Origin of the sequence: Pseudomonas sp. LA5, assembly GCF_028640825.1 — a bacterium.
Lineage (GTDB): Bacteria > Pseudomonadota > Gammaproteobacteria > Pseudomonadales > Pseudomonadaceae > Chryseomonas > Chryseomonas aestiva.
In genome coordinates this window covers 101165-126873 of sequence record NZ_JAQYZY010000019.1, presented here as the reverse complement: position 1 = coordinate 126873, position 25709 = coordinate 101165, and the positions used below count along the sequence as shown (strand labels likewise).

At 64.8% G+C, this 25709-nt stretch carries 24 protein-coding genes; 9 read left to right on the top strand and 15 right to left on the bottom strand.

The annotated features are described in order from the left end of the window. Positions 1-11: 11 nt before the first annotated feature. From PVZ72_RS02740 to PVZ72_RS02725, 4 genes are all read left to right on the top strand, one after another. Positions 12-914 carry an efflux RND transporter periplasmic adaptor subunit gene (locus PVZ72_RS02740; RefSeq protein ID WP_187978885.1) on the top strand — a complete coding sequence of 301 codons (903 nt, stop codon included), beginning with the start codon at positions 12-14 and terminating at the stop codon, positions 912-914. Between the two features lie 96 nt (positions 915-1010). Then, the gene (locus PVZ72_RS02735) at positions 1011-1322 is read left to right on the top strand and encodes a DUF485 domain-containing protein (protein WP_133859542.1); all 312 of its coding nucleotides are present in this window, start codon (positions 1011-1013) and stop codon (positions 1320-1322) included. Beyond that, the gene (locus PVZ72_RS02730; RefSeq protein ID WP_187978886.1) at positions 1319-2974 is read left to right on the top strand and encodes a cation acetate symporter; all 1656 of its coding nucleotides are present in this window, start codon (positions 1319-1321) and stop codon (positions 2972-2974) included. The genes PVZ72_RS02735 and PVZ72_RS02730 overlap by 4 nt, the downstream gene beginning before the upstream one ends. A gap of 204 nt (positions 2975-3178) precedes the next feature. Beyond that, positions 3179-3337 (top strand): DUF3309 family protein, encoded by a 159-nt coding sequence (locus PVZ72_RS02725; RefSeq protein WP_007159093.1) that lies wholly within the window; start codon positions 3179-3181, stop codon positions 3335-3337. Between the two features lie 157 nt (positions 3338-3494). Here the strand turns inward: PVZ72_RS02725 and dacB are convergent, their stop codons facing one another. The 4 genes from dacB to PVZ72_RS02705 form a co-directional block, all read right to left on the bottom strand. Then, positions 3495-4958, bottom strand: a complete 1464-nt coding sequence (dacB, locus tag PVZ72_RS02720; RefSeq protein WP_273861153.1) for a D-alanyl-D-alanine carboxypeptidase/D-alanyl-D-alanine endopeptidase — start codon at positions 4956-4958, stop codon at positions 3495-3497. 167 nt (positions 4959-5125) lie between these two features. Next, positions 5126-5275, bottom strand: coding sequence for a hypothetical protein (locus PVZ72_RS02715; RefSeq protein WP_017639713.1), 150 nt, complete (start codon positions 5273-5275; stop codon positions 5126-5128). A gap of 26 nt (positions 5276-5301) precedes the next feature. Continuing rightward, complete coding sequence (locus PVZ72_RS02710; RefSeq protein ID WP_273861152.1) at positions 5302-5958, bottom strand: hypothetical protein; 657 nt, start codon at positions 5956-5958, stop codon at positions 5302-5304. A gap of 106 nt (positions 5959-6064) precedes the next feature. Beyond that, positions 6065-6274: a cold-shock protein gene (locus tag PVZ72_RS02705; RefSeq protein ID WP_007159089.1), complete on the bottom strand. Its 210-nt coding sequence runs from the start codon at positions 6272-6274 to the stop codon at positions 6065-6067. A 697-nt stretch (positions 6275-6971) separates the two neighbouring features. Between PVZ72_RS02705 and PVZ72_RS02700 the strand changes: the two genes are divergently transcribed. Continuing rightward, a complete protein-coding gene (locus PVZ72_RS02700) occupies positions 6972-7241 on the top strand; it encodes a hypothetical protein (RefSeq protein WP_252977097.1) in 270 nt (89 codons plus the stop codon). A 357-nt stretch (positions 7242-7598) separates the two neighbouring features. After that, complete coding sequence (locus PVZ72_RS02695; RefSeq protein WP_187978888.1) at positions 7599-8450, top strand: CvfB family protein; 852 nt, start codon at positions 7599-7601, stop codon at positions 8448-8450. On the opposite strand, the gene PVZ72_RS02690 is transcribed toward PVZ72_RS02695, so the two are convergent. The 6 genes from PVZ72_RS02690 to PVZ72_RS02665 form a co-directional block, all read right to left on the bottom strand. Next, entirely contained in the window at positions 8404-11025 is a 2622-nt protein-coding gene (locus PVZ72_RS02690) for a ligase-associated DNA damage response DEXH box helicase (RefSeq protein WP_273861151.1), read from the bottom strand. The genes PVZ72_RS02695 and PVZ72_RS02690 overlap by 47 nt on opposite strands. An 11-nt stretch (positions 11026-11036) precedes the next feature. Further along, complete coding sequence (locus tag PVZ72_RS02685; protein WP_007159085.1) at positions 11037-12368, bottom strand: deoxyguanosinetriphosphate triphosphohydrolase; 1332 nt, start codon at positions 12366-12368, stop codon at positions 11037-11039. Between the two features lie 94 nt (positions 12369-12462). Further along, a complete protein-coding gene (locus tag PVZ72_RS02680; protein WP_133859536.1) occupies positions 12463-13641 on the bottom strand; it encodes an EAL domain-containing protein in 1179 nt (392 codons plus the stop codon). A 99-nt stretch (positions 13642-13740) separates the two neighbouring features. After that, complete coding sequence (locus PVZ72_RS02675) at positions 13741-14082, bottom strand: hypothetical protein (RefSeq protein WP_187978890.1); 342 nt, start codon at positions 14080-14082, stop codon at positions 13741-13743. Beyond that, positions 14079-14471 carry a phage holin family protein gene (locus PVZ72_RS02670; RefSeq protein WP_133859534.1) on the bottom strand — a complete coding sequence of 131 codons (393 nt, stop codon included), beginning with the start codon at positions 14469-14471 and terminating at the stop codon, positions 14079-14081. The genes PVZ72_RS02675 and PVZ72_RS02670 overlap by 4 nt, the downstream gene beginning before the upstream one ends. 15 nt (positions 14472-14486) lie before the next feature. Further along, positions 14487-14882, bottom strand: coding sequence for a DUF883 family protein (locus tag PVZ72_RS02665; protein ID WP_187978891.1), 396 nt, complete (start codon positions 14880-14882; stop codon positions 14487-14489). A 350-nt stretch (positions 14883-15232) separates the two neighbouring features. On the opposite strand from PVZ72_RS02665, the gene PVZ72_RS02660 reads away from it, so the two are divergent. Further along, positions 15233-15520, top strand: a complete 288-nt coding sequence (locus tag PVZ72_RS02660; RefSeq protein WP_007159080.1) for a DUF3509 domain-containing protein — start codon at positions 15233-15235, stop codon at positions 15518-15520. Positions 15521-15663: 143 nt separating this feature from the next. On the opposite strand, the gene PVZ72_RS02655 is transcribed toward PVZ72_RS02660, so the two are convergent. The 4 genes from PVZ72_RS02655 to PVZ72_RS02640 form a co-directional block, all read right to left on the bottom strand. Beyond that, positions 15664-16098, bottom strand: coding sequence for a hypothetical protein (locus PVZ72_RS02655; protein WP_187978892.1), 435 nt, complete (start codon positions 16096-16098; stop codon positions 15664-15666). Between the two features lie 15 nt (positions 16099-16113). Beyond that, the gene (locus PVZ72_RS02650; RefSeq protein WP_064306571.1) at positions 16114-16395 is read right to left on the bottom strand and encodes a DUF3509 domain-containing protein; all 282 of its coding nucleotides are present in this window, start codon (positions 16393-16395) and stop codon (positions 16114-16116) included. Between the two features lie 97 nt (positions 16396-16492). Next, complete coding sequence (gene rfbD, locus PVZ72_RS02645) at positions 16493-17371, bottom strand: dTDP-4-dehydrorhamnose reductase (RefSeq protein ID WP_187978894.1); 879 nt, start codon at positions 17369-17371, stop codon at positions 16493-16495. A gap of 567 nt (positions 17372-17938) precedes the next feature. Further along, positions 17939-21409, bottom strand: a complete 3471-nt coding sequence (locus PVZ72_RS02640; RefSeq protein WP_273861150.1) for a hybrid sensor histidine kinase/response regulator — start codon at positions 21407-21409, stop codon at positions 17939-17941. Between the two features lie 157 nt (positions 21410-21566). Here PVZ72_RS02640 and PVZ72_RS02635 point away from each other — a divergent pair, with 157 nt between their 5' ends. Next, positions 21567-22133: a GNAT family N-acetyltransferase gene (locus PVZ72_RS02635; RefSeq protein ID WP_133859529.1), complete on the top strand. Its 567-nt coding sequence runs from the start codon at positions 21567-21569 to the stop codon at positions 22131-22133. Positions 22134-22318: 185 nt separating this feature from the next. Then, positions 22319-24775: a putative bifunctional diguanylate cyclase/phosphodiesterase gene (locus PVZ72_RS02630; RefSeq protein ID WP_273861149.1), complete on the top strand. Its 2457-nt coding sequence runs from the start codon at positions 22319-22321 to the stop codon at positions 24773-24775. Here PVZ72_RS02630 and PVZ72_RS02625 read toward each other — a convergent pair. Continuing rightward, positions 24725-25666 (bottom strand): bile acid:sodium symporter family protein, encoded by a 942-nt coding sequence (locus PVZ72_RS02625; protein ID WP_027602755.1) that lies wholly within the window; start codon positions 25664-25666, stop codon positions 24725-24727. The genes PVZ72_RS02630 and PVZ72_RS02625 overlap by 51 nt on opposite strands. Positions 25667-25709 lie beyond the last annotated feature (43 nt).

Below are 25709 nucleotides of genomic sequence, written 5' to 3'. Positions count from 1 at the left end.
TCCCCAAGGCGATGCACAAGACCCTGCGTGTGGCGATAACCCTGAGCGTGGTACTGCTCGCCATCCTGGCCGGCACCTGGCTGTGGCATTTCTATCTCTACACCCCCTGGACCCGCGATGCGCGGGTACGGGCGGACGTGGTGGTGGTGGCGCCCGACGTGTCGGGCTGGGTGACGCGCCTGGCAGTGGTGGACAACCAGCTGGTAAAGCGCGGCGATCTGCTCCTGCAGATCGACCAGCAGCGCTATCAGGCCAATCTCGACCATGCCAAGGCGGTGGCCGATACGCGCCAGCAGCAACTGCGTCTGCGCGAAAGCGAGGCGGCCCGGCGCCAACGTCTGGGTACCAGTGCCATCAGCGCGGAGGACCGCGAGACCGCCCAGGTCAATGTCGCCGTCGCCCGCAGCCAGTACCAGGAAGCCCTGAGCGACGTGAACCTGGCCCAGATCAACCTGGATCGCAGCCGGGTGCTGGCGCCGCGGGAGGGGCGGATCACCAACCTCAGATTCGCCGAGGGCAACTATGTGCAGACCGGCCAGGCGGTGATGGCGCTGGTGGATACCCGTTCCTTCTACGTCATGGCCTATTTCGAGGAAACCAAGATCCCCCATATCCACCCCGGCGCTGCGGTACGGGTGCGCCTGATGAACCAGGCAGCGCCGCTGCAGGGACGGGTGGCGAGCATCAGCAGCGGCATCACCGATCGCAATGCGGCCAATGATGCCCAGTTGCTGGCCAACGTCGAGCCGACCTTCAACTGGGTACGCCTGGCGCAGCGCATTCCGGTGCGCATCGAACTGCTCGACGTACCGGCGGATATCCACCTCAGTGCGGGGATGACAGCGAGCGTTTCAGTGCTCGATGGCGAGGGTCACCACCCGTTGCAGGGCTGGCGTCGCCTCTGGGATTACTGAGGTCTGGAGGGGTACGACTAAAGTCGTCTGGAAGCCTTACCGGGCGGGCCTAGAGTAGAGCTCGACGCTCCCGTCATGCTGTAAGGAACAACAATAATGAATGACAGCACCTACCGGCGGATTGAAGCCAGTCCGCGTTTCCAGGAGCTGGTGGCGAAACGCGGGCGATTCGCCTGGACGCTTTCGGCCATCATGCTCGGACTCTATTCCGCCTTCATCCTCCTGATCGCCTTCGCCCCCAAGGTCCTCGGCACCCGTATCCATGCGGAGACCGCCATGACCTGGGGCATTCCCCTGGGCGTCGGTCTGATCCTTTCGGCCTTCGTCCTGACCGGTATCTATGTACGCCGGGCCAATGGCGAATTCGATCGGCTCAACGCGGAAATCCTCCGGGAGGTGCAGCCATGAAACGTCTTTCCCTGACCGCCGCGCTGCTGGCCCTCTCGCCTTCGCTCTGGGCCGCCGATGCCATCAGCGGCGCGGTCCAGCGCCAACCCCTGAACGTCTCCGCCATCCTGATGTTCGTGGCCTTCGTCGGGGCCACCCTGGGCATCACTTACTGGGCCTCGAAACGCAATCGCTCTGCCGCGGACTACTACGCCGCCGGTGGACGCATCACCGGTTTCCAGAACGGCCTGGCGATCGCCGGTGACTACATGTCGGCCGCCTCCTTCCTGGGCATTTCCGCCCTGGTGTTCACCTCCGGCTACGACGGCCTGATCTACTCCATCGGCTTCCTGGTGGGCTGGCCGATCATCCTGTTCCTGATCGCCGAGCGCCTGCGCAACCTGGGCAAGTACACCTTCGCCGACGTGGCCTCCTATCGCCTCAAGCAGAAGGACATCCGTACCCTGTCCGCCTGCGGGTCGCTGGTGGTGGTCGCCCTCTACCTGATCGCCCAGATGGTCGGTGCCGGCAAGCTGATCCAGCTGCTGTTCGGCCTGGACTACAGCATCGCCGTGGTGCTGGTGGGTATCCTGATGGTGCTCTATGTGCTCTTCGGCGGCATGCTGGCCACCACCTGGGTACAGATCATCAAGGCGGTGCTGCTGCTCTCCGGTGCCAGTTTCATGGCCTTCATGGTGATGAAGCACGTCGGCTTCGACTTCAACCGCCTGTTCGCCGAAGCCATCGCCGTGCATCCGAAGGGCGAAGCCATCATGAGTCCCGGCGGTCTGGTGAAGGATCCGATCTCGGCCTTCTCCCTGGGTCTGGCGCTGATGTTCGGCACCGCCGGCCTGCCGCACATCCTGATGCGCTTCTTCACCGTCAGTGACGCCAAGGAAGCCCGCAAGAGCGTGTTCTACGCTACCGGCTTCATCGGTTATTTCTACATCCTGACCTTCATCATCGGCTTTGGCGCCATCCTGCTGGTCAGCACCAACCCGGCCTTCAAGGACGCCGCCGGCGCCCTGCTGGGTGGCAACAACATGGCCGCGGTACACCTGGCCAACGCCGTGGGTGGCAGCATCTTCCTGGGCTTCATCTCGGCGGTGGCCTTTGCCACCATCCTGGCGGTGGTCGCCGGTCTGACCCTGGCCGGTGCTTCGGCGGTCTCCCATGACCTCTACGCCAGCGTGATCAAGCAGGGCAAGGCCAACGAGAAGGACGAGATCCGCGTCTCCAAGATGACCACCGTGGCGCTGGGCGTCGTCGCCATCGCCCTTGGCATCCTCTTCGAGAAGCAGAACATCGCCTTCATGGTGGGCCTGGCGTTCTCCATCGCCGCCAGCTGCAACTTCCCCATCCTGCTGCTTTCGATGTACTGGAAGCGGCTGACCACTCGTGGCGCCATGATCGGTGGCTGGCTCGGCCTGATCACCGCAGTGGCCCTGATGGTGCTCGGCCCGACCATCTGGGTGACCATCCTCGGTCATGCCAAGCCGATCTACCCCTATGAATACCCGGCGCTGTTCTCCATTGCCGTGGCCTTCATCGGTATCTGGTTCTTCTCCATCACCGACAAGTCGGCGGCTGGCGAAGAAGAGCGTGCGCGCTTCTATCCGCAGTTCGTCAGATCCCAGACCGGTCTGGGTGCCAGCGGCGCCGTCTCGCACTGACAGATATCTGCGACAAGACCAAGCCCGGATCTCTGATCCGGGCTTTCTTTTGGGCGTGAAAACACCGACTTGGCATGGGCAGCCGGAGTTACCTGACGACGTCGGGATTTTCCGTCGCTGGCGCGGGTCCATGGAATAGGCCCGTTGCTTCGTATCAAGCTGTTACGGCGACGGTCGACCCCTGGCCTTCATGGAGAATGGCAGATGACTCTCTCGACCATCCTGGTTCTGGTGCTGCTGGTCCTGCTCATCGGCGGACTTCCGGTATTCCCGCATTCGCGCAGCTGGGGCTATGGCCCGTCCGGTATCGTGGGCGCCATCCTGGTCGTCCTGCTGGTACTGCTCTTGCTCGGCATGATCTAGCCCGTCAAAGGCCTGAAAATGCCCCACAAGGGTGCGTGGGACAAAGTTCTTGCCCAATGCGGTGCAGCGCGGTAACGTCGGCTTTCCGGCCTGCCTTGCCGAGTGTGGTAAACAAAACCGGCGTCTGTGCAAGCAGACGCCGGTTTTGTTTTGCGCGTCAGTTGGCGACCGCGCCATCCTGGCGGCTGCGCTGATAGAGGTCCAGCACCACCTCGTCCAGGATCGACGAAGCTCCCCAGGGGCGGCTGCTGTTGAGAATGGCGACCACCACCCAGTTGCGCGCGTTGGCGTCCCGGACGAAGCCCGCCAGGGCCCGTACATTGTTCAGGGTGCCGGTCTTCATGTGGGCCTGGCCGGTCAGCGGTGAATTCTTCATGCGCTTGCGCAGGGTGCCGTCCATGCCGGCCAGCGGCAGTGAAGAGATGAACTCCGGGCCGTAGGGACTCTGCCAGGCGGCGCGCAGGATCTCCGCCATCTCCCGGGCACTGACCCGCTCGGTCCGGGACAGGCCGGAGCCGTTCTCCATGATCAGGTGACTGGCATTGATGCCCTTGCGCGCCAGCCACGAGCGGATGACCCGCAGCGCCGCCTTGCTGTCGTCGGCATCCGCCGAGGTGCGGAATTGCGCCCCGATGGAGAGGAACAGCTGCTGGGCCATGGTGTTGTTGCTGTACTTGTTTATGTCGCGAATGATCTCCACCACATCGGGCGAGAAGGCCCGGGCGAGCAGCTCGGCATTGCGCGGCACGCTGCCCTCGCGGGTACGGCCCTTGATGCTGCCACCCAGTTCCTGCCAGATGGCCCGGACCGCGCCGGCGGTATAGGCAGGGTGATCGAGCAGCGACAGATAGCTCTGGGCGTTGCAACCGTCCGGCAACTGGCCGCTGACGATGAGGCTGGTACTGCCATCGGCCTGAGGCACCGGATTGAAGCGCACTTCGGGCCAGGCCGGGCAACCGCTCTTGCCGGTGGCGCGCATCTGGTTGTCGATGTTGACGTTGGTCAGCGGCGGATCCATGGAGACGCTGACCCGGCCATCGGCCGAGCGGACCACCATGCGCACCGACTTGAGATTGACCAGCAGCGAGTCCGGACCGACCAGGAAGGTCTTGTTCTCGTCTTCGCCATCGTCGTTGAAGGCCGGCAGATTGGGTTTCACGAAGCGACCGCGATCCAGCACCAGGTCACCGGTGACTTCCAGCACGCCATTGGCGCGCAGATCACGCATGAGCAGCCACAGCCGCTCCATGTTCAGCTTGGGATCGCCGCCACCCTTGAGGTAGAGATTGCCGTTGAGGTTGCCGTCCTTGAGCGTACCGTCGGTATAGAACTCGGTCTTCCACTGATAGGTGGGACCCAGCAGTTCCAGGGCGGCAAAGGTGGTGATCAGCTTCATGGTCGAAGCCGGATTCACCGAGACGTCGGCATTGTAGTAGTCGTTCTCGCCCGGGCCATCGAGGGGCAGCATCACCAGCGACAGGTCGCTGCCGGGAATCTTGTTGGTCTGCATCGCCTTTTCGATTCGCGGCGGCAGGTAGGAGGTATCGGCATTGACGGGCAGGGAAAAGCCCAGGGCGCAGCAGCTCAGCAGCAGGCCCAGAGATCGGAAGGTCTTTCGCATCGGGACACACACCTTGGCAGGGTATCGGCCTAGTTGAAGAGAAAAGGGGCCGATAGACGTCGGAGTGTGGGCATTATGCAGTAAGGAGGGAGGGGCGAGCCAACCCCAAGGGGCAGGGCGCGGATAAAGAAACGACCGCCGCAGCGGTCGTTTCCGGAAAGGCGGGATCAGTTGTAGCCGGTGGCGTCCTTGGTACGGTCCGGACTGTTGGGCGAAGGCGGATCGCGCCCGTCGTCGGTCTTGGCGTGCTCGGTGCGCAGGGGCTTTTCGTCCTTGGGCAGTTCGCGTTCGTCGGCTTTGCGCTTTTCTTCGGCCATGGGATCCTCGTCTACGTGATTGCCGGTCAAGGTATGACCGGCGCAGGCGTTTCGCCGTTCCCCTGGGGCGAGGAGTGGTCAGCGAACACGCCGGCGTTCTGCAGCTGGCGCAGGGCTTCGTTGACCTGGCGGGCGAAGGATTCCTCGATGGCGGTCCCGGCCTGATGGCTGGCGGCCAGGGGCAGGAACCACACCCCCATCCAGGTGCGCACCGAGCTGGCGTTGCGCACGCGGGTGGACGGTCCGCTTCCCGGCGCGATCCATTCGGCGGTCAGCACATAGTCGTCCCTGGCGGTTCCCGGGACGAGAAAGAAGGTTGCGCCGGTGATCAGGCCACTGGCGATGGCGGCGGCGTAGGAGGTGCTGTTGTAGAGCTTGAGGCGCAGCAGGGCGTCGTCGGGTCTGCCGAGTTCCGGCACCAGGGTGATGCGGTCGAACAGCCCGGAGCCTGCCAGGATCTCGCGCAACCGGGGCTTCAGGCCTTCACGGGCGACGGCGATCGATGTCGCGTCCTTGGCGTCCTCGACAGTGCCACGATAGAAATTGAATTCCACCAGCACATTGGGCCGCTGTGGTGGCGCGCTCAGGGACGTGCGGAATGGCTGGGAAGAGAGTTCGTCACCGGGAAAGGCGGCGCAACCGGCGAGCAGAAGCAGGCAGAGCAGGGCAGCGAGAGTCTTCATGAAACGCACCTCATCCCTAGGTGGCGATAGCGAAAGCTGGCAGGGGCCAACGTCCGCGCAAAAAAAAGCCCAACCGGGGGTTGGGCTTTTTCGATAAGGCGGGTGATTAGATCACCTGCACCTCATCGGCCTGCAGGCCTTTCTGGCCTTGCACGACCAGGAAGGAAACAGCCTGGCCTTCTTGCAGGCTCTTGAAGCCGTTACCCTGAATGGAACGGTAGTGAACGAACACGTCCGGACCGCTCTGGGGAGTGATGAAGCCGAAGCCTTTCTCGTCGTTGAACCACTTGACGGTGCCAGTTTGGCGAGTAGACATGGATTTCTCCTTGAATAAGATGACGTTGTTGTCCAAAGGACGACAGTTTTGAAACGAGGAGAAACCCATGCCGCGAAAGCTGGCCCTGATGTACTCCAGGTTCTCGACAGGTGAGCCGCTTTGTAGAGACAGCCTCACCTGACAGCGATGGATGGTCTCAGACTGGCTTGCGCAAAACAAGACCTTTGAGCTGCCCGATGTTGACTTTACCGACCATGGTCGAAGCGGTAGCTGGAGCAGGTAAACGGCTGTTGGCGGAGGGAGCGCCGAGCGCTGTCCTGGGCCTGGTCACGTCGACTGCGAGCAGCGATCCGTGCTGAATCGTTTCCTGAACGGAGGGTACCGGGGAGCGAGACGCAGGGCAGTACGTCGAGTTCGGCAAGCCGTATTGCGCACCTGATGGTTCTGCAGGTTTTTCAGGAGCCTATGCGCCCCCTGCAGGCTCCTTTGAACGTCGTTGCAGGTCGGCACCCTGGTCCTGCGCGCCGAGATGTCGCCAGTTGGCGTCCAGGCAGAGCTATTCCGTGGCCGGCCTGAGCCATGCACAGCCGTTGCGGGCGAGGGCTTAGCCTGGCGTGGCGGATCTCATAGGCCAGTGGTGTCGAAACGGTGATGACCTGCTCAATTCGGGTGGTGGCTAGGTGCTATTATTTCGTTCGAATTATTACCCCGGACCGCAAGGGTCCAAGGATCTACTGTGAAAAACGGACTGGAAAGCGCAGGACGCGCACTGGGCCATGGCCTCGCCGGATACCGCGTCGAGCTTCGTCGCCTGAACCTCAACGAGATACTGATAGCGGTTTACCACGCCCACCAGGCGATCAAGCTGACCCAGCGCATAGTGACCAACGAGCAGGCTACCAATCCGTTCCTGTTGAATACGGTCGTGGCGGCGATGCGCGTCGAGGCTGATACGGTCGGTCTCTTCATAGAGATTCCACTCGCAGCTGACTGCCTGACTGCCTGACTGCCTGACTGCCTGACTGCCTGACTGCCTGAGTCAGGCGGTCACTGGATTCGACGTGGAGCAGTGGGCGCGCTCCTCGCGCGTGGGCTGCTTCCCTTCAGCTTGCGGTTCCAAGCCGCAAGCAGCCGCCAATAACATGATGCTCCGGCCCTACGGATGTGCCTTCGGCAACTCATGGCGCCGAGCTATGCGGGGATGGAGTCAGGTCAGGTCGAGGTTCGTCACACGAGCACTGCCTTGCCGCCATCAGCGTTGCGCATGCCGCCGAGCGACCTTTTCGACGATGCAGGCTAGCGATCGAGCAGTGGCCTTGATGATCGCGGTAAAATGGACCGCTTTCTACAGGAGTCTCCATTCATGGCCTTGCTGGGTCGCTTCAACAGCTTGCAGATTTTGCGCAACACCCCCATCGGTCTGTTCCTGGATGCCGGCAACGACGGCGAGGTGCTGCTGCCGCGTCGTTATGCGCCGCGTGACGAACCCTGCGCCGAAGGCGACTGGCTCAACGTCTTCCTTTATCTGGACAGCGAAGACCGCCTGATCGCCACCACCGATAAGCCGAAGGTGCAGGTCGGCGGCTTTGCCAGTCTGCGGGTGGTGGAGGTCGGCCGGGTAGGGATCTTCCTCGACTGGGGCCTGCCCAAGGACCTGCTGCTGCCGCATTCGGAAGAGAAGCGTCCGCTGCAGGTGGGCGACCATTGCGTGGTGCACGTGCATCTGGACGCCCGCACCCGGCGGATCGTCGCCACCGCACGCCTGGATCGCTATCTGGACCGCGACCCGCCGCGCTACAAGGTCGGCCAGCCGGTGCCGTTGCTGGTGGTCGAGCAGACCGACCTCGGCTACAAGGTGATCGTCGACAACAAGCACTGGGGCTTGGTGCATCGCAATGAGGCCTTCAAGCCGCTGCGCCTGGGTCAGCGCGAGCGCGGCTTCATTCGCGAGATCCGAGCGGACGGCAAGATCAGCCTGACCCTGCAGGCCCAGGGAGCCGCGGCGGGCGCCGATCTCGCCGAGCAGATCATCGCCCTGGCCAAGGCGCGCGGCGGGGTGCTGGAGCTCAGCGACAGCAGTCCGCCAGCCCTGATCCACCAGCTGTTCGGCGTCAGCAAGGGCAATTTCAAGAAGGCCATCGGCCATCTCTATCGCCAGGGCCGGATCGTTATCGAGGACGACCGGATTTCTGTACGCGAGGACGCCGCGCAGTAGCGCCACGGCGGGGCGTCAGATCGCTGTCATGGCTGGGTTGCACCAGGGATTCGGGATCGAAGGCGCGTGCTCGCTCGTCGGGCCCGGCTTCGCGTTCCAGATCGCCGACCAGGCGGGTGATGCGGTCGGCCAGCTTTTCCGAACTCAGACTCTCGCGCAAGCGCTCGACCATGAGGGGCAGCGCGAAGGGCGAGGGATGGTCCAGGTTCACCAGGCGCAGGGGCAGGGCGCCGGTCCGGGTCAGGGTCTGCTGCAGGCGATCGGCATCGAGTTCCTGGCGCAGGACTTCGGTCTGGGCTTGGCCGAGCAGCAGGTTGTCCGGGTCGTACTGGCGAAAGACCTGGTAGAAGAGACTGCTGCTGGCCTGCAGCTGGCGGTTGCTCTTGTGCGCCCCCGGATAGCCGGAAAAGATCAGCCCCGAGATGCGGGCGATCTCGCGAAACCGGCGCTGGGCGAGTTCGGCGGCGTTGAGACTGGCGAGGGTATCGCTGACCAGGTTGTCGGTAGTGAAGAGGCTGGCATCGAGTAGCTCCTGCCAGTCCAGGCTGACCGGTGAGACCAGTTCCAGGCCGTAGTCGTTGACGGCGATGGAAAAGGTGCAGGGTCTCCTCTGCGCCAGGCGCCAGGCCAGCAGGCTGGCCAGCCCCAGATGGGCATGCCGGCCGGCGAAGGGATAGAGGAACAGGTGCGAGCCTTCGCGGGATTCCAGGGTCTCGGCGAGCAGGTAATGGGCGCTGGGCAGTGCCGACCACTGCCGCTGTACATCCAGCAGCGGTTGCAGCAGGCGCATTTCCGGGCTTTCGTAACGCTGGGCCTCGGCGTCTTCGAGCAGGGCCAGCACGTGCCGGGCGAGGGTGTCCGAGAGCGGCATGCGACTGCCGCTCCAGCGCGGGATGGCGGCCTTGCGCCCGCTGGCACGGCGCACGTACACCGTCATGTTTTCCACCCGTACCAGTTCCAGGGTACGACCGGCGAAGAGAAAGTGGTCGCCGGGCCGCAGCCGGGCGATGAAGCCTTCCTCGATATTGCCCAGGCGATTGCCACCGCCGCCCTTGGACCAGAACTGCACATTGAGGCTGGTCTCGCTGACGATGGTGCCGATGCCCAGCCGATGCCGCTTGGCCAGTTGCTTGTCAGGCACCCGCCAGATGCCTTCGGCATCGGGCTCGGCACGGCGATAGTCCGGATAGGCCGACAGCGAGGCGCCCCCGTTGCGAACGAAGGCCAGCGCCCAGATCCATTCGCCTTCGCTGAGGTGGCGATAGGCCCAGGCGCTGCGGATCTCCGGTAGCAGGTCGTCCGGTTCGAAGCCGCCGCCCAGGGCGACGGTCACCAGATGCTGCACCAGGACGTCCAGGGGCTTGACCGGGGCGGTGCGCGCCTCGATCTCGCCCGCGGTGATGGCACGGCGAGTGGCCGCCGCATCCAGCAGGTCGAGGCTGTAGGTGGGTACCAGGGTCGCCCGCGAGGCCCGGCCCGGGGCGTGACCACTGCGGCCGGCGCGTTGCAGCAGGCGGGCGATGCTCTTGGGCGAGCCGATCTGCAGCACCCGCTCCACCGGCAGGAAATCCACCCCGAGGTCGAGGCTGGAGGTACAGATCACCGCCTTGAGCTGGCCATTCTTGAGACCGGCCTCCACCCATTCGCGGGCCTGCTTCTCGATGGAGCCATGGTGCAGGGCGATCAGACCGGCCCAGTCCGGGCGCGCCTGCAACAGGGCCTGGTACCAGAGTTCGGTCTGGGCGCGGGTGTTGGTGAAGACCAGGGTGGTGGGGCTGTCTTCCAGTTCGCGGATCACCTGCTGCAGCAGCCGCATGCCCAGGTGCCCGGCCCAGGCGAAGCGTTCGACGCCGCCTTCGGGCAGCAGGGTGTCCACCTGCAGGCGCTTGTCCTGACGACCCTGGACGAGCTGGCCCGGGGCACCGGCCAGCAGCACGTCCAGCGCATGGGCCTGATTGCCGAGGGTGGCCGACAGGCCCCAGGTCTGCAGCCCGGGATTCCAGCGCCGCAGGCGGGCCAGGGCGAGTTGCGTCTGGGTGCCGCGCTTGTTGCCGAGCAATTCGTGCCATTCGTCGATGACCACCAGGCGAACCTGGCCCAGGGCTTCCTGGGCGTCCTCGCGGGAGAGCAACAGCGACAGGCTCTCCGGCGTGGTGACCAGGGCCGTCGGCAGGCGGCGATTCTGCCGGGCGCGCTCGCTGCTGCCGGTATCGCCGGTGCGCAGGCCCAGAGTCCATTCCAGTTCTTCGTCGAGCACCGGCCGCTCCAGGGCGCGCAGGGTGTCCGCCGCCAGGGCGCGCATGGGCGTCAGCCAGAGCACGGTGAGCGGCGGTGGCGCCTGTTTGCGCTTGCTGGGCAGGCCCTTGGCGGTGATCGGCCTGGGCGCGACGAAGGCATCCAGGGCGGCCAGCCAGACCGCGTAGGTCTTACCCGAGCCGGTAGTGGCGTGCAGCAGACCGGATTCGCCGGCGGCGATGGCCTTGGCCACCTCGCGCTGAAAGGGAAAGGCCTTCCAGCCTTGGGCGGCCAGCCAGCGACTGCCAGGGCCCTTGCGCGTACGGGGTACGGTGGCCATCGTGGCGCTCCTTAGACCGGGTTGGAACGCCCGGTCATCTCGGCCGCCATGGCGGTGGCGTAGCTGTCGGTCATGCCGGCGATGAAATCGATCACCCGCATGAAGGCCTGGTGCAGGGTCCAGGAAGGATCGGGCGCGCTGTTGCCCAGCAGGTCGAGGATGCGGCGGCTCTTGAACGACGGCTCGCGCCCGCGGTGCTGCTCCAGGGCGGCGCCACAGAAGGCGTTGAGCAGGATCTCCAGGGTGGTGTAGGCGCCGATCTCGTGCAGGGTCTTGCGCTTGTCGTGGAAGATCTTTTCCCGGGCCAGCGCCTTGGCGCGCTGCACGCAGAGCTTGGCCGGGCCGGCCATGTGTTCGACCAGGTCATCGCCCAGGGTGCCGGCGAGCAGGGCATCCTGCTGGTCGACGAAGGCGCGGGCGGTGGCGTTGGTGAGGTGTTCGATGGCCTTGCCGCGCAGAATGGCCAGCTTGCGCCGCCGCGAATCCTTGGGGCCGAGTTGCCGATAGGTTTCCGGTAGGTCGTCGCCGACCAGGCCCAGCAGCAGCGCCTCGACCTCGGCATAGTCCAGCAGCTCCATCTCCAGGCCGTCTTCCAGATCGATCAGCCCGTAGCAGATGTCATCGGCGGCCTCCATGAGGTAGACCAGGGGATGCCGTGCCCAGCGCTCCGGGCCCAGCAGCGGCAGTTCGAGTTTCTCGGCGATCTGCTCCAGCAGCGGCAGCTCGCTCTGGTAGCAGCCGAACTTGTGCTTCTTGTACCCGGGCGCCGCAGCATAGCGCGAGGTCCAGGGATACTTGAGATAGGTGCCGAGGGTGGCGTAGGTCAGGCGGGTGCCGCCGTCGAACTGGTGGTATTCAAGCTGGGTCAGCACCCGGAAGCCCTGGGCGTTGCCTTCGAAATGCAGGAAGTCCTGGCGCTCCGCCTCGCTCATGTCGTCCAGCCAGCCGCGGCCGGCGGCCTGGGTGAACCAGTAGCGGATGGCGTCTTCGCCGGAATGGCCGAAGGGCGGATTGCCGATGTCGTGGGCGAGGCAGGCCGACTGCACCACCATGCCGAGATCGCTTGGATCGCACCAGTCGGGCAGCGCCCCCCTCAGGCTCTCGCCCACGCGCATGCCCAGCGAGCGCCCGACGCAGCTGACTTCCAGGCTGTGGGTCAGGCGGGTGTGGATGTGATCGTTGCTGGTGACGGGGTGAACCTGGGTCTTGCGCCCCAGCCGGCGGAAGGCACCGGAAAAGATGATGCGGTCGTGGTCCTTGTGAAAGGGGCTGCGCCCCAGTTCATCCGGGCTGTGCAGGGGTTTGCCCAGCCGTTCGCGGATAAGAAGTGTCTGCCAGTCCAAGGCCGTCCTCGAGCTATCACCGATAAGGGGAGCGCCGGCGGTTGCCGTGCGGCGCTTCTGCGTTCTGACCTCGGCAACATACGATCATCACCGCTTACTTGGCAAAGCCTGGCAATTGACTGGCGTCCAGGTCGATCAGCAGCAGGCGCTGACCGCTTTCCAGGAACTGGCTGGCGGTCAGGCAGTACTGGTTGGTGGTGGCGTCGCGGTAGACCGTCGAAAGCGCCAGGCGGCGCTCGTTCCAGCCTTCGGCCAGCAGGGCGTAGAAGTAGGGGCGCCAGGACCAGTTGTGATTGAGGTAGCGGCGATTCTCGCGCCAGAACATGCCGTTCCATTCCAGATTCGGGGTGATCTGGGTACCGGCGCGGTCGCACTGGTAGATGCGCAGCAGTCCGGGAAAGGCCTGGGGATCGGGCAGCGCGCTCAGGGGGCCGCCGTGTTCCGCCCAGGGTCTGAGCCGGGTGACGAATTCGGCGAGTTGCTGGCGCAATTCCAGTAACCGGGTCTGCTGGGCCAGCTTGCCATCGACGAAGCGGCTGCGCAGGGCAGCGAAGCGTTGCTGATGGCTGTCGCTCGCGCCCAGTTCGGCGGTGGCCTCGGCGAAGAGAAAGCCCTGCACGTAGCGGGCGCCGCATTCCAGGGCGAAGTCGAGTTCGGTCTCGGTCTCGACGCCCTCGGCGATCAGCCAGCAGCCGGTCTTTTCGGCCATCTGCGCCAGTGCCTTGACCGCGTCGCCCCGGGGGCCACCTCGCGCGGCGGCCTGGAACAGCCGCATGTCTAGCTTGAGGATATCCGGCTGCAGGTCCAGCACCCGATCCAGTTGCGAATAGCCGGAACCGAAATCGTCGATGGCGATGCGGATGCCGAGTTCGCGGTAGCGGGCGACGGCCTGGGTCAGGCTCGGCAGATCGCCGGCCGCCTCGGTGATCTCGTAGACGATCCGCGTCGGGTCGATACCGGAACGCTGCAATTGCGCCAGGCTGGGCAGGGCGACGCCATCGTCCAGCTGGCTGATCCAGCGTGGCGAGAGGTTGAGGCTGAGAAACCAGTCCTCCGGCGCGCCGGCGAAGCGCCGCAGCGCATCGTCCCTGAGGGTGCGGTCGAGCTGCAGCAGCTCCGCGGTCGGGGTATCGGGATTGGCGAACAGGGGGCCGACGGAGGCGTGGCGGCCATCGGCCTGACGCAGACGGCCCAGGGCTTCGACGCCGGCGATACGCCCGGTCGCGGTGTCGATGAAGGGTTGGAAGAAGGCAGTGGGCTGGCCAGAAAACACAGGGCTATCCTTATCGTGGGCGGAGCGTTCAGCTTAGCCATGCGATAAGGGTGCCAGATGACAGAATGGCTCCCGAGGGAGCCATTCTTCATAACACCGCTAGCGGGGCGGCGGCAGCGGCTGGTCAGCCTGCTCGCGATGGCGATTCTGCAAGCGGTTGACGATCGGGTAGAGCGCCAGGCCGATGCGGGCCAGCCGACCCACCGCGCCCAGGCGTTTGCCGAACAGCGACAGGAACACCGTGGCACCCAGCATCAACGGCTTCTTCGCCGAGCTGGCCACCTTGTCCCGGTTCGGTCGCACCAGGTCACCGATGAGACTGATGGGGTTATGCAGGGGCTGAGCGTTGTAGATCAGCTGCTGGCGATACATCTCCATGCGCAACCGGACCAGTTCCTTGCGCTTTGCCTGGCTGGTGGCAGAGGTAAGCGGCTGGTTCATGGCAGTAGGCGCTCCCGGTTGCGGTTGAGTTCTTCCAGGGTGGCATGGAAGGGCGCCGCACCCTTGACCAGGCTCAGGGCCCGCAGGATGCAGATCACCAGTGCCACCGCATAGAAGGCGCACAGGCCCAGCGTTGCAGCCATGCGGTAGGTATCCCAGAAGGCGATGATGACCGCTGCCGAGACGCCGACCAGTACCAGCAAGCCGAAGATCAGGCTCAGGCCGGTAAAGAGAAACAGCTGGAAGGTACGGACCTTCTCTTCCTGAACCTCGATGCCCAGCAGTTCCAGGTGACTCTGCAGCAGGCCGACCACTGCGCCGGCGAGGCGCTTGACCGATGGCTTGGGCGCCTCGTCAGGCAGCTCCCGTGGAGGAGAGGAGGTGTCCATGGCAGTCCCCCAGGCTTAGCGGCGCGAGGCCAGCAGGCCAATCAGGAAGCCGACGCCAGCAGCGATGCCAAGGGCCTTGAAGGGATTGTCGACCACGTATTCCTCGGTGGTTTCCTTGGCCGCGACGCCCTGGCGATAGAGATCGTCCTGCTTGGACTTGAGCACATCGCGGGAGCGTTCCAGGCTGGAGCTCAACTTGGCACGCAGTTCGTCTGCCTGCTCACCGGCCATGCTGGCGGTGTGCTTGAGCAGCTGCTCGGCATCTGCCAGCAGGGTGTGGAATTCGTCGGTCAGTGCCTGCTCGGCCTCGCCCAGATGACGACGGACCCGGTCAGCGTTCTGCTTGTGTGCCTGCTCATCGATGTCAGCGGCAAGCTCGTCTTTGATCACGGGAGGGATTTTGTCGTTCATGGCGCGCTCCTGATAGGCGATGGGTATCCGTTTCAGCCCTTTCGAGTGAGCGCTGGAAGCAAAGGTTCCACCGATCAGGACCGCCATGGCGCTCTACCGGCGCCTTTATAAGGTCGGGAGGCAAGATGCCCAACGACCGGCAAGGCGGACGAATGGTCATACCTTATCGATTTTGCTCTGCTGAAAGTTCCGCAGCAAAACCCGATTAGCAGAGCTGGCTCACAAAATCGGGCACTAGCGCCATTGCGGGTCTTATTCAAGTAGAGCGCAAGAACTTTGCTGTTTCTATCACTGTCAGTTGCGTCGTATTTGATCGTCCATGCACTTCTAGACAAATAAGAGGGGGAAGAATGGAAAACGCCATAGATAGACTGACTGCCGCTTTCAGTACTTATAAATGCTCGGTCACGGCGCCTCGCCCTGATGGCAGTATTGTGCTGACGGTGCAGGATCAGCAGTGTGACGATGCGCGGGTGAACCGGGTGGTCAGCGCCCGGCAACTGGGCGAGAGCCAGCTGCTGAAAACGGTAATCGACGAGGTTCGCAAGGACGTATCGCTGCGGGCCGGCGCGCTGGCGCCGCAATCCATGGCGGTGCTGCGGGCCACGGGCGCCAACATGCTGAGATATTCCGAGTAACGACTCGGCGAAGAAAGCTTCAGCGCGAGACTTGCAGTACGGATGCCCTGGCATTCGTTGGTCTCGAACGTTGAAGATTCAAAGATGCTAAAAAAGATACTAAACAAGTAGTTAGCGTCAGAGTTTTAGCCGTAACGCTTCTCTCAGCTCTTGCACTTCAGCAGCCGGCATCCCGCACAGGGCAGTTGGGTGACAGGCAGCTCATACATGGGGCAGGCGACGTCCACTACACCCCAGGACGGAAAGCCCTGTCCGGCTTGCACGGCAGCCAGCCGCGCACTGGCGATCACACCATTGAGCAGTTCCTCTTCCCGATACAGCGCCTGACGCAAGGTCGGCGAGCGGTAGAGGATGCGTCCGCAGCGGTCCAGCAAGGTAAAGGAAAAGCGCCCGGTCCGGTCCGGCAGCGTTGGCCAGACCTTGAGTGGCGCCAGTTGCTCGTCGAGACGGGCGCAGGTGAGCTGGTACAGCGAGGCGCGTGGGGTATGCAGCGCAGCTGCCGTCTCCAGGCCATCGAGCAGGGTGACCGGGCTAGGGCCCGGTAGCAGGCCGTCGCTGATGCCTTCCATGGTGTGCATAGTGCTGCTTCCTGCTCAGTTCGCTACGGTCAGACGATTCACGGTGCCACTGCCGCCGGCCAGCAAGGCCGTGACGCCATGACCTTCATCGATGGCGATACCCAGGCGGATGCTGTCGATCAATCGCGCGAGGCGGGTGTGGTCATGCAATTGCTGCTTGCTGATCAACCGCTTGACCTTGACGCCGCTGTCGTCGGACAGCGTCAGGCTGACGCTGCCGTCGAGGCGCTCGATGCGGAAATTGACCCGGAAGTCATGCTCGAAAGCCGCGGCGATGAGTTGGAAAGGGTTGTCCATGACGTACCTGACTGGCGTGAGCGGGGTCAGTGCCATTGACTTCGAGAGGCTGGGGTAGTTCTCGAGCAGATCCCAGAAGTATGACCGACGGCCCGTTTCAGCCGCTCACCTGAAGTTCGCGCTCGCTCCAGCACTGGGCGAAAGCCGCTTGCCAGTCGGGTAGCGGCTCACCCAGCACCGCCGCCAGCTTTTCAGTGGACAGGCGGGAATTGATGGGGCGATGGGCCGGGGTGGGATAGGAACTGCTGGGGATGGGATTGAGGCGGGCCTTCAGCTGGCCGGTCTCGCGCAGGCGCCGGGCGATCTGCTCGGCGAACCCGAACCAGGAGGTGGTGCCGTTGGCGGTCAGGTGATAGGTACCCCAGAGTTCGTCCTGGTCGCTGTGGGCGAGCAGCCGGTCGGTGGCGGCGGCGATGGTGCGGGTCCAGGTGGGCGCGCCGATCTGGTCGTCGACGATGTTCAGTTCGTCGCGCTCGCTGAGCAGCCGCACCATGGTGCGCAGGAAATTGTTGCCCTGCCAGGAATAGACCCAGCTGGTGCGCAGGATGAGGTGGCGCTCGGCGTGTTCACGCACGGCGTTCTCGCCGGCCAGCTTGGTCCGACCATAGACATTGAGTGGGCAGGTCGGATCTTCTTCCCGGTAACGGCCTTCCTTGCTGCCATCGAAAACATAGTCGGTGGAGTAGTGGACCATCGGAATGCCGAGCTGCTGTGCGGCCCGGGCGAAGACCTCGGGCACCCGTTCGTTGATCAGGGCAGCGGTCTGGGGATCGCTCTCGGCGGCGTCCACGGCGGTGTAGGCGGCGGCATTGATGATGACGTCGGGCTTTGCGGCCAGGACGCGTTCATGGAGTGCCTCCAGCTGGGTGAAATCCACCTGGGCCCGGCCGATGACGGTTATCCGGGCCTTGGCGGCCAGCAGTTGTTGCAGCGCCTGAGAAAGTTGGCCGTGTTGACCCGCGATGAAGACGTTCATGTGACTGAGCTATTCCAGAAGGGCTGGCGCGTCCATGCCTGATTGACAGGTTGGGCGTCGCCACGACAGCCCTGAGCAAAAGCAGGCAGTCTACCCGATGACCGGCAGAGGACAAGGCTAGCCTTTGGCCTGCGTGCGGCCGCAGCTGTCGGCTCTAGCCTGCGGCCCGCCTCCCCATACGGCCTCCCGGGAGGCTCGAAAAAATTTGTTTCACGAATACTTGACAATTGTGCGACAGCTGCGGGGTGTCCGTTGGTCTTTTTTACCTAGAGTTGTGCACAAGTTGTGCTAGCGCATGTCAAGCCCTGTCTGGCCTGGAGTTTTCCCTGCCGAAAATCCTGCTTTTGAATTAAGTTGTTGATTATGTTGAACTTATTAAACTGATTAAAAAATGACCAACTTGTTTGGGGAGCCCGCAGAGCAAGGCTCCGGGTTCTTTTCCACCATGTTTTCAACAAAGTTATCAACAGAAGCTGTGGATTGTTCTGTCTCTCAGGCTTCTGACAACCTTAATCGACGCTGAACGAAAGGCCGTTCGGCGTCGTGACGTGCCGTCTGCGTGTTCCCTCAACCGGAGAGCGCCAGTTGCCGACTCAGCAAGGCGCGTAGCGAAGCCGGCTTGACCGGCTTGGGCAGGAAATCCAGTCGCGCCTGACGCACCCGGTCCAGGCATTCCGGTCGGCCATCGGCACTGATGACGATGCCGGGGATGTCCTGGCCCAGGGCCTGGCGAATCCATTCGGCGACATCCGGACCGGTGTCGGCATCGCTCAGGTGATAGTCGACGATGAGCAGTCGCGGTACCACGCCCTGGGCGAGCAGGGCAGCGCATTCCTCGCGACTGCGTGCGGTCCAGACCTGGCAGCCCCAGCGGCCCAGCAGGCTGCGCAACCCAAGCAGGATGCTGTCTTCGTTGTCGATGCACAGCACCGGATCGCCGGCCAGGGGCTGGGCGGTTTCGCTGGCGGTCGCCGCCTGGATGGCCAGCGCGGGTGCCAGGGGCACCTTGACGCTGAAGACGCTGCCATGACCCGGCCAGGAGCGCACCGAGAGTTCGTGACCCAGCACCCGGCAAAGGCGATCGGCGATCGCCAGGCCGAGCCCCAGGCCCTTTTCCGCGCGGGTCTGGTGGCTGTCCAGGCGCTTGAATTCCTCGAAGATCAGCTCCAGCTTGTCCGACGGGATGCCGGGGCCGCTGTCCCAGACCTCCAGGCTCACGCTCTGGCCCTGGCGGCGGACCCCGAGCAGCACCCGGCCATGGGCATATCTCAGGGCATTGGTGAGGAAATTCTGCAGCACCCGCCGCAGCAACTTGCTGTCGCTGTTGACCACCAGCCGACTGCTGCGGATGCGCAGGTTGGTGCCCTGGTTCTGCGCCAGAGCCTTGAATTCCACACCCAGGGCCTCGAACAGGGTGGCCAGGGAAAAGGGTGCCGGCGTGGCCAGGATGCGACCGTTCTCCAGTCGCGAGATGTCCAGCAGATCGGCGATCAGGTCTTCGCTGGATCTCAGGGCGCTGTCCATGTTGCGCACCAGTTCCTGGGCTTCCTGGGCCAGGCCGTCCTGGTGGGCGAGGGCGGCGGTGAACAGGCGGGCGGCGCTCAGCGGCTGCATGAGGTCGTGGCTGACCGCGGTGAGGAAGCGGCTCTTCGACTGGTTGGCCGCTTCCGCATGAGCCTTGGCTTCCTCCAGCGCCTGGTTGAGCTGGGACAGTTCGCGGGTGCGTTCCTCGACGCGCTGCTCCAGGCCCTCGTTGGCTTCGCGCAGAGCGCGCTCGGCCTCGCGGAAGGCGGTGATGTCGGTAAAGCTCATCACGAAGCCGCGCCCGGGCATGGGACTGCCGATCAGCTCGATCACCCGGCCATTGGGAAAGGTGCGTTCCGAGGTGTGGGGGATGCCCTGGCGCATCCGCTCCACCCGCCGGGCCACGTGCTCGTCGGGATCGCCCGGTCCGCAGAGGCCGCGCAGGGCGTTGTAGCGGATGATCTCGGCGATGGGCCGGCCGACCTGGATCATGCCGTCGGGATAGTCGAACAGCTCCAGGTAGCGCTGGTTCCAGGCCACCAGCCGCAGCGACTGGTCGACCACGCTGAGGCCCTGGGAGATGTTCTCGATGGCGCCCTGCAAGAGCGCCCGGTTGAATTCCAGCACCTCCGAGGCCTCGTCGGCGATGCGCACCACGTCGTCGACCTGCATGTCGCGGCCTTCGATGGCGGCCTTGACCACGGCGCGTGCCGAGGAGGCGCCGATCACCCCGGCCAGCAGGCGCTCGGTCTGGGCGATCCATTCGCTGTTGGCATTCATCGCGGGGTGATAGGTCAGGCCGCTTTGCTCGGCGAAGCGACTGAAGCTCAGGCGGGCGCGCTCGTCGCCGACGAAGCGGGCGGCGAGCAGCCGCAGGTCCTCCAGCTTGACCGCCAGCAGGGCGCGATTGCGCGGTCGGGGCAGGGCGTACTGGGCGATGAAGCGCCCGGCTTGCCAGTATTCCGATACCCGGGTCCGCGAGAGCAGCGACACCAGGGCGAACAGCAGGAAGTTGCCGGCCAGGGAGACCAGGGCACCGACCGTAGTTGGTTGCAGCGTCCGCTCCCCCGCGGGTTGCTCGAACCAGGCGAGGCCGGGAAAGGCGTGCAACGGCCACTGCAGACTGGTGGCCACCACCGGCAGCACCATCAGGTAGCCCCAGAGCAGGGCCCCGGCGGTGAGGCCGGCAAAGACGCCGCGGCGATTGGCGGCCTTCCAGAACAGCGCCCCGACCATGGCCGGTCCGAGCTGGGCGATGGCGGCGAAGGCGATCTGGCCGATGGTGGCCAGGCTGGCATTGGAGCCCAGCAGGCGATAGCTGCAGTAGGCCAGGACCAGGATGACCACGATGCTGGCGCGGCGCACCGTGAGCATCCAGTGGCTGAACACCGCATGGGGACTCTCCACCTGGCCCCGGCGCTTGAGTAGCCAGGGCAGGACGATGTCGTTGGAGATCATGGTGGAGAGGGCCACGCAGGCGACGATCACCATGCCGGTGGCGGCCGAGGCGCCGCCCAGGAAGGCCAGCAAGGCCAGCCAGGGACGCTCCTGGGCCAGCGGCAGGCTGATGACGAAGGAGTCGGGCAGTACGCCGCCGGGCAGGTGCAGCTGGCCGGCCAGGGCGATGGGGATGACGAACAGGGCAGCCAGCGCCAGATAGAGCGGAAACACCCAGCGCGCCAGGTTGACGTCCCGGGTATCGGTGTTTTCCACCACCGTGACATGGAACTGGCGCGGCAGGCACATCACGGCGATGAAGGCCACGCCGGTCTGGATCAGCAGGCCCGGCCAGTCCAGCGTCTCGCGCCAGTATTCCTGCAGTTGCGGCGCCTGCTGCGACCGGGTCAGCAGATCGGCGAAGCCGTCGTGCAGGCCATAGGTGACCCAGAGGCCGACGGCGATGAAGGCGGCGAGCTTGACCAGGGATTCGAAGGCGATCGCCAGCATCATGCCGCGATGGTGCTCGGTGACGTCCAGGTTGCGGGTGCCGAAGAGAATGGCGAAGACCGCCAGCACCAGGGAGACGAACAGCGCGGTGTCTTGGGCGCGGGTGCTCAGGGACTCGGCATTGATGCCGGTCAGCAGGTTGACGCCGATGACGATGCCCTTGAGCTGCAGCGCCAGGTAGGGCAGGACGCCGACCAGGCAGATGAGCGCGACGACGATGGCCAGGGTCTGCGACTTGCCGTAGCGGGAGGCGATGAAGTCGGCGATGGAGGTGATGTTTTCCTTCTTGCTGATCAGCACCATCTTCTTGACCAGTTGCGGCGCCAGCAGCAGGAACAGGATGGGCCCCAGGTAGATGGGCAGAAAGGACCAGAGCTGATCGGCGGCCTGGCCGACCGCACCGAAGAAGGTCCAGCTGGTGCAGTAGACGGCCAGCGACAGGCTGTAGACCCAGGCCCGCAGGCGCGGCTTGAGCGGTGGTCGGCGATCGCCATAGAAGGCGATGGCGAACAGCAGGGCCAGGTAGCCGAGGGTAACGGTGATGATCAGCCCGCTGGGCAGGGACATGGCGACTCCAGACATTCCAGGCGCCCATCGCGCCCGGACAAAGTGTCGCACCTTGGGCTGCCAGACGTCAGTTCCGGCACGTGGAGAGACGCCGTGGGTTGAGCCGGACGGCTGGCCCTGTTAGGTTTGCGGGCTGATTCAAGCGAGAGAGACCGCCATGTTCCAAGCGCAGCCCATTTCCCTGCAACGTGGTGCGCTGCGCCTGGACCCCCTGGCGGAAGGTGACGTGCTGGAGCTGGTCAGCCTGGCCGAGCGCAATCGCGAAGCGCTGCACTACCTGAGCGGTCCTCTGCGTCCGGACTGGTATCGCCAGGCGCTGGCCGAGCAGCGCGAGGGGCGCGCCTTGCCCTTCGCCGTGCGCATCGCCGACCGGCTGGTAGGCACTACCCGCTTCGCCGACTTCCTGCCAGCACTGCCCGCCGCCGAGATCGGCTGGACCTGGCTCGACAGCGAGCAGCATGGCAGCGGGCTCAACGGCAACATCAAGTACCTGATGCTGCGCCATGCCTTCGAGCAGTGGCAGCTGGTGCGCGTGCAGCTCAAGACGGCCGCGACCAATCTCAGATCCCAGGCGGCCATCGAGAAGTTGGGCGCGGTTCGCGAAGGCCTGCTGCGTCATCATCGCCGGCTGGCGGATGGCCGGCTCGACGACACCGTGATGTACAGCATCACCGATCGCGAATGGCCCGAGGTGAAGGCCCGGCTGGAGGCGTCCTTCAACTAGCGGTGGCGTCTGACCTACCGTTCGTCGGCAACCTCTGGCAGCAGCATGGCCAGAGGCCGTCTATGTCGCTTGTTTGGCGCCGGTAATCCAGCGCAGCAGTTTTTCATGCCAACAGTTTTCCGCGAAACGGCCGACATGCCTGCTCAATGGCAAGAATTCGCCTGTCTCCTTTTGCGGATCGCTGTATGTCTTCACTGTCGCCTTCCTCTGCGCTGCGTACGCTGCGGGTCGTCTGGCCCTTCGTCATCATCCTGTCCTGCCAGGCACTGGTCGCCATCGTCAGCCTGCAACTGCTGTCGACGGTGCGTGCCTACGTTTCCGCGGAAAGTCTGTGGAGCAAGAGCCTCGGCAACGCCATGCTGTCGCTTGGCGCCTATCTGGATGAGGGGCGCTCGGAGTCCTATCGGGATTATCTGGCGTCCATCAGCGTCAACGATCTCGACCGGGCGGCGCGGCAGGAGCTGGATACCGACGGCAATCCTGCCGAGGCAGCGCGCCTGCTGCGCCTGGCGGGCAACCACCCTGACGATATCGACGGCCTTATCGCCCTCTTTCAAATGGCTCGCCATGTGGAGCCCTTCGAAGGGGTGATCGCCCGCTGGCAGATCACCGATCCCTACATGGACGAATTCCAGGCCCTGGCACGCACCGGCTTCGAATTGATCAAGCTGCAGGGACCGGGACCGGCGCTGATTCCGCTGAAACGCCAGCTGCTGGATCTGCATGACCGGATGATGCCGGAAACGGTGGCCTTCTCGGAGCGCCTCGGGTCGGCCTCGCGCCAGTTGGTCGAGGCCTTGTTCATCGCCAACGTCCTGGTCGGCGCCCTGCTGGTGCTCCTGGCGCTCTGGCGCATGCACAGCCTGGTACAGCAGCGCTGGCGCTCCGAGCAGGCGCTGCAGGCCGAGAAGGAACATATCCAGGTCATCCTGGCTTCCCTCGGCGATGCGGTACTGGCGCTGAATGCCCAGGGGCGGCTGCTCTATCACAACCCGGCGGCAGAGCGCCTGCTGGCGCGGCCGGGGCTGGCCGCGGGCACGCCCGTCACCCACCTGTTCGACATCCAGACCGAGGATCAGCCGGCGTCGACCCGACCGCTGGCCGAGCGCTTGCGCAGCCAGGACTGGCTGGTGGGCGACGAGCCCCTGGCGCACCAGCTGGTGCGCGTCGACGGCACCCGGGTGCCGGTGGCCCTGACGGTGACCACGCTGCCGCGGGACGAATCCGGCACCGGGGTGGTGCTGGTCATGCACGACCAGACCCGCGAGCGCGCCTTCCTGCATGATCTGGCCTGGCAGGCCAGTCACGATGCCCTTACCGGGCTGCTCAATCGCCGCGAATTCGAGACCCGTCTGGAGCGCCTGCTGGCAAGCGAGGACCTGGCCTGTGCCTCGCTGCTGTTCATCGATCTGGATCAGTTCAAGATCGTTAACGACACCTCCGGCCATTTCCATGGCGATCGCCTGCTGCGCCAGCTGTGCGAATTGCTCGGCCAGCAGCTGGGCGAGGACGACTGCCTGGCGCGCCTGGGTGGCGACGAATTCGGCGTGCTGCTGGAAAATCGTACGCCGGCCCAGGCCGAGGCGGTTGCCGAGCGACTGCGCTGCTGCGTGGGTACCCTGCAATTCGAAGCGGCCGGACAGGGCTTTAGGGTCGGTCTGAGCATCGGCGTGGTGCACCTGGGGGGACAGGCCCTGGCGCCCGAGGAGGCGCTGCGCCTGGCGGACCTGGCCTGCTACGCGGCCAAGGACAAGGGCCGCAATCGCATCCAGGTGTTCGCCCCGGGCGATGTGGAGCTGGACCAGCGCCATGGCGAGATGGCCTGGGTGCAGCGGCTGCACCGGGCGCTGGCCGAGGACAGCTTCAGGCTGTATGTCCAGCCGATCCTGGGGCTGGGCCAGGAGACCGCCGCGGATCGCCACGTGGAGGTGCTGATGCGGCTGGAAGAGGGCGAGCGGCTGATCGCGCCGGGCGCCTTCATTCCGGCCGCCGAGCGCTATGGGCTGATGCCCGACCTGGATCGCTGGGTGATCGCCGCGGCGCTGGCCCGTTTCGCCGAGCTGCCCGCCGGGCTGCTCGACACCCTGGCCATCAATCTGTCCGGGCATTCCTTGGGCGAGGCGGGTCTCGCGGATTTCGTCAGGCAGCAACTGCAGCGCTGGCAGATCGCGCCGGCGCGGATCTGCTTCGAGATCACCGAGACCAGCGCCGTGGCCAATCTGGATGCGGCGCGGCTGTTCATGGACGAATTGCGCGGTCTGGGGGTGAGATTCTCTCTGGACGACTTCGGCGCCGGGATGTCGTCCTTCACCTATCTCAAGCACCTGCCGGTGGACTACCTGAAGATCGACGGCAGCTTTGTCCGCCATCTCCTGGAGGACGCCGTGGACAGCGCCATGGTCGAGGCGATCAACCAGCTCGGCCATCTCACCGGCAAGAAGACCATCGCCGAATTCGCCGAAAATGCAGCGGTGGTAGCGGCGCTGGCCACCCTGGGGGTCGACTATGCCCAGGGCTATGGCATCGCCCGGCCGCAGCCCTTCACCGAGGACACCTGCCAGGCGCTGGTCCGGCAGGTGTGGCGCGAGGCCTCAGGGACGGGCGTCATCGTCCTTGAAACGGCGGAAGAGGGTCGCCAGTAGCGCGCCGGAGATGTTGTGCCAGACGCTGAAAAGGGCGCTGGGAACCGCGGCCAGCGGCGAGAAATGCGCCGTGGCCAGGGCGGCGCCGAGTCCGGAATTCTGCATGCCCACTTCCAGCGCCAGGGACTTGCGCTGGGCCACCGGCAGCTTGCAGAACTTGCCGGTGAGATAGCCGAGCAGGAAGCCGAAGCCGTTGTGCAGGATCACCACTGCCATGATCAGCAACCCGGATTCGGCGATGCGCGCCTGGCTGGCGGCCACCACCGCGGCGACGATCACTACGATGCTCACCACCGAGGCCAGCGGCAGCACCTCGACCAGGGCGCCGACGCGCTGGCCGAGCAGGCGCTGGGCGACCAGGCCTAGGGCGATGGGCAGCAGCACCACCTGCAGGATCGACCAGAACAGCCCGCCAAAGGAGATCGGCAGCCAGGTGGAGGCCAGCAGCCAGATCAGCGCCGGGGTCAGCAAGGGGGCGAGCAGGGTGGTCACCGCGGCGATGGCGACCGACAGGGCCAGGTCGCCCTTGGCCAGCCAGGTCATGACGTTGGACGCCGTGCCGCTGGGGCAGCAGCCGACCAGGATGACGCCGACGGCGATTTCCGGCGGCAGGTGGAACAGCTGGCAGAGCGCCCAGGCCACGCCCGGCATGATGACGAAGTGGGCTACCACACCCAGCAGCACCCGCCAGGGGTGACGGCCGACCGCGGCGAAATCCTCGACCTTGAGGGTCAGGCCCATGCCGAACATGATCACCCCCAGCAGCGGCACGATGGCCACGCTCAGCGGCTTGAACACCGCGGGGGCGAAGAACGCCAGCAGGGCGGCGAGCAGCACCCAGAAGGCGAAGGTATTGCCGACGAAGCGGCTGAAGGCGGCCAGGGCACGCATGGCAAACTCCTTTTCAAAAGGGCAGAAAAAAGGCCGGTCTGCG

Excerpts from the sequence above, each read along its gene's own strand:
- PVZ72_RS02675 (WP_187978890.1), bottom strand. The coding sequence starts at position 14,082 with ATGAACCAGCCGCTTACCTCTGCCACCAGCCAGGCAAAGCGCAAGGAA.
- PVZ72_RS02715 (WP_017639713.1), bottom strand. The coding sequence starts at position 5,275 with ATGGCCGAAGAAAAGCGCAAAGCCGACGAACGCGAACTGCCCAAGGAC.
- PVZ72_RS02740 (WP_187978885.1), top strand. The coding sequence starts at position 12 with ATGCACAAGACCCTGCGTGTGGCGATAACCCTGAGCGTGGTACTGCTC.
- PVZ72_RS02650 (WP_064306571.1), bottom strand. The coding sequence starts at position 16,395 with ATGGACAACCCTTTCCAACTCATCGCCGCGGCTTTCGAGCATGACTTC.
- PVZ72_RS02705 (WP_007159089.1), bottom strand. The coding sequence starts at position 6,274 with ATGTCTACTCGCCAAACTGGCACCGTCAAGTGGTTCAACGACGAGAAA.
- PVZ72_RS02730 (WP_187978886.1), top strand. The coding sequence starts at position 1,319 with ATGAAACGTCTTTCCCTGACCGCCGCGCTGCTGGCCCTCTCGCCTTCG.
- PVZ72_RS02690 (WP_273861151.1), bottom strand. The coding sequence starts at position 11,025 with ATGGCCACCGTACCCCGTACGCGCAAGGGCCCTGGCAGTCGCTGGCTG.
- PVZ72_RS02695 (WP_187978888.1), top strand. The coding sequence starts at position 7,599 with ATGGCCTTGCTGGGTCGCTTCAACAGCTTGCAGATTTTGCGCAACACC.
- PVZ72_RS02670 (WP_133859534.1), bottom strand. The coding sequence starts at position 14,471 with ATGGACACCTCCTCTCCTCCACGGGAGCTGCCTGACGAGGCGCCCAAG.
- PVZ72_RS02710 (WP_273861152.1), bottom strand. The coding sequence starts at position 5,958 with ATGAAGACTCTCGCTGCCCTGCTCTGCCTGCTTCTGCTCGCCGGTTGC.
- dacB (WP_273861153.1), bottom strand. The coding sequence starts at position 4,958 with ATGCGAAAGACCTTCCGATCTCTGGGCCTGCTGCTGAGCTGCTGCGCC.
- PVZ72_RS02725 (WP_007159093.1), top strand. The coding sequence starts at position 3,179 with ATGACTCTCTCGACCATCCTGGTTCTGGTGCTGCTGGTCCTGCTCATC.
- PVZ72_RS02635 (WP_133859529.1), top strand. The coding sequence starts at position 21,567 with ATGTTCCAAGCGCAGCCCATTTCCCTGCAACGTGGTGCGCTGCGCCTG.
- PVZ72_RS02660 (WP_007159080.1), top strand. The coding sequence starts at position 15,233 with ATGGAAAACGCCATAGATAGACTGACTGCCGCTTTCAGTACTTATAAA.
- PVZ72_RS02735 (WP_133859542.1), top strand. The coding sequence starts at position 1,011 with ATGAATGACAGCACCTACCGGCGGATTGAAGCCAGTCCGCGTTTCCAG.
- rfbD (WP_187978894.1), bottom strand. The coding sequence starts at position 17,371 with ATGAACGTCTTCATCGCGGGTCAACACGGCCAACTTTCTCAGGCGCTG.
- PVZ72_RS02625 (WP_027602755.1), bottom strand. The coding sequence starts at position 25,666 with ATGCGTGCCCTGGCCGCCTTCAGCCGCTTCGTCGGCAATACCTTCGCC.
- PVZ72_RS02640 (WP_273861150.1), bottom strand. The coding sequence starts at position 21,409 with ATGTCCCTGCCCAGCGGGCTGATCATCACCGTTACCCTCGGCTACCTG.
- PVZ72_RS02630 (WP_273861149.1), top strand. The coding sequence starts at position 22,319 with ATGTCTTCACTGTCGCCTTCCTCTGCGCTGCGTACGCTGCGGGTCGTC.
- PVZ72_RS02665 (WP_187978891.1), bottom strand. The coding sequence starts at position 14,882 with ATGAACGACAAAATCCCTCCCGTGATCAAAGACGAGCTTGCCGCTGAC.
- PVZ72_RS02655 (WP_187978892.1), bottom strand. The coding sequence starts at position 16,098 with ATGCACACCATGGAAGGCATCAGCGACGGCCTGCTACCGGGCCCTAGC.